Source organism: Nocardia sp. NPDC004722 (assembly GCF_053601505.1).
The window spans coordinates 1-1,874 of the sequence record NZ_JBSGBY010000990.1; the positions used below are offsets into that span (position 1 = coordinate 1).

Annotated in this window: 2 protein-coding genes; one reads left to right on the plus strand and one right to left on the minus strand. The window is 68.7% G+C overall.

The genetic code is table 11. From position 1 onward, the window contains the following. Positions 1 to 62: 62 nt before the first annotated feature. Positions 63 to 1,610: an NRAMP family divalent metal transporter gene (locus ACWELQ_RS44950; RefSeq protein WP_452403066.1), complete on the plus strand. Its 1,548-nt coding sequence runs from the start codon at positions 63 to 65 to the stop codon at positions 1,608 to 1,610. A gap of 10 nt (positions 1,611 to 1,620) precedes the next feature. Here ACWELQ_RS44950 and ACWELQ_RS44955 read toward each other — a convergent pair. Beyond that, positions 1,621 to 1,874, minus strand: a 254-nt coding sequence (locus ACWELQ_RS44955; RefSeq protein ID WP_452403065.1) for a hypothetical protein, incomplete at its 5' end; no start/stop codon positions are given.

Here is a 1,874-nt window from a genome sequence, read left to right on the forward strand (position 1 = left end):
CGAGCGGGCCGATATCCAGTTGCCCACACCGGCCACCCCGGAGCCGTCGGTGGAACCCGGGGATCCTCAGGTCCGCACCGGGTAGCGACAACGACGCGGGTGGCATCGCCACCTACGCGCAGGCCGGGCAGAACTACGGCATGGCGCTGGTCTGGACGCTGGTGCTGCTCATCCCGGTGTTGTACGTGAACCAGGAGATGGTGGTGCGCCTCGGCGCGGTCGCCGGGGTCGGTCACGCGCGCTTGATCTTCGATCGTTTCGGCAAGTTCTGGGGCGCGTTCAGTGTGGGCGACTTGTTCATCGTGAACGCGCTGACCATCGTCACCGAGTTCATCGGCGTCTCGATGGCGCTCAACTACTTCGGGCTGCCCAAGGCGATTTCGGTGCCGCTGGCGGCGGTGACGCTGTTCGCCATGGTGGCGGGCGGCTCGTTCCGGCGCTGGGAGCGGTTCCTGTTCGGGCTGATCGCGCTGAACATCGTGATGTTCCCGCTGGCATTCCTGGTGCACCCCAACGTCTCCCAGGTCGCGCACGGGTTCCTGCCGTCCTTCCCGGGCGGGCTGAACTCGACGCTGCTGCTGCTCATCGTCTCCATCGTCGGCACCACGGTCGCGCCCTGGCAGCTGTTCTTCCAGCAGTCCAACATCGTCGACAAGCGCATCACGCCGCGCTGGATCCGCTACGAGCGCATCGATCTGTGGGTCGGCATCGTCGTCGTGATGCTCGGTGCGGTGGCCATCATGGCCGCGGCGGCCTTCGGTCTCGCGGGCACCGACGCGGTCGGCAACTTCACCGACGCGGGGGCGGTAGCCCAGTCGCTGCACGATCACATGGGCACCACGGTCGGCGCGCTGTTCGCGCTGCTGCTGCTGGACGCCTCGCTGATCGGCGCGAACGCGGTCGGCCTGGCCACCACCTACGCCCTGGGCGACACCCTCGGCAAGCGGCACTCGCTGCACTGGAAGGTCAGTGAAGCGCCGGCCTTCTACCTCGGTTACGCCGCGCTGCTGGCCGTCGCGGGCGCGGTGTCCTTCAGCCCCGACCACGTGCTGGGTCTGCTGACCCAGGGTGTGCAGGCGCTGGCCGGTGTGCTGCTGCCCTCGGCCACGGTGTTCCTGGTGCTGCTGTGCAATGACAAGGCGGTGCTGGGTCCGTGGGTGAACACGGTGCGCCAGAACATCGTCGCCGGAATCATCGTGTGGTCGCTGGTGCTGCTGTCGCTGGCCCTGACCGCGGCGGTGTTCTTCCCCGGCCTGTCCACGACCACCATCGAGATCGGTTTCGGCGTCGGCGCGCTGGTCGGCGTCCTCGGCGGGGCGGGCATGCTGATCGCCTGGCAGCGCGGCAAGCGCCGCGAGACCGAGCGCACCGCACGGGAACTCGGCAACCTGGACCCGGACCAGGTGGAGGAGCTGGAGTCCACTCCCCTCACCCGGGCCGAGCGCAAGGCCATCCGCGAGGCCGACCGCGATACCTGGCGCACCCCCGCCCTCGACACCCTCGAGCGGCCCGCGTTCTCCACGGCACGCATGGCGGGCATGTTCGCGCTGCGCGGTTACCTGGTACTCGCGGTGGTCCTGGTGGGCGTCAAGATCGTTCAGTCGATCTGAGTTCGCGACCTCAGCAGGCGGCCGGGATGCCCGACAGGTCGACCCGGCCGTCACGCTGGACGGCATCGCACGCACTCGCGACGCCGTCCAGCGTGATATCGCTCAATGCGAGTGCGGCACTGCCGATTTCCCCGCCGCTGCTGCTGGTGCGCAACAGCGATTCCCGGGCGGCCGCGATCGAGGTGCGGGCGATCGAGCCGCGCATCACCTGCGAGCTGCGCAGCAGCAGTTCGCCGTTGTCGGCCAGCTTCATCTCGAAGCCGT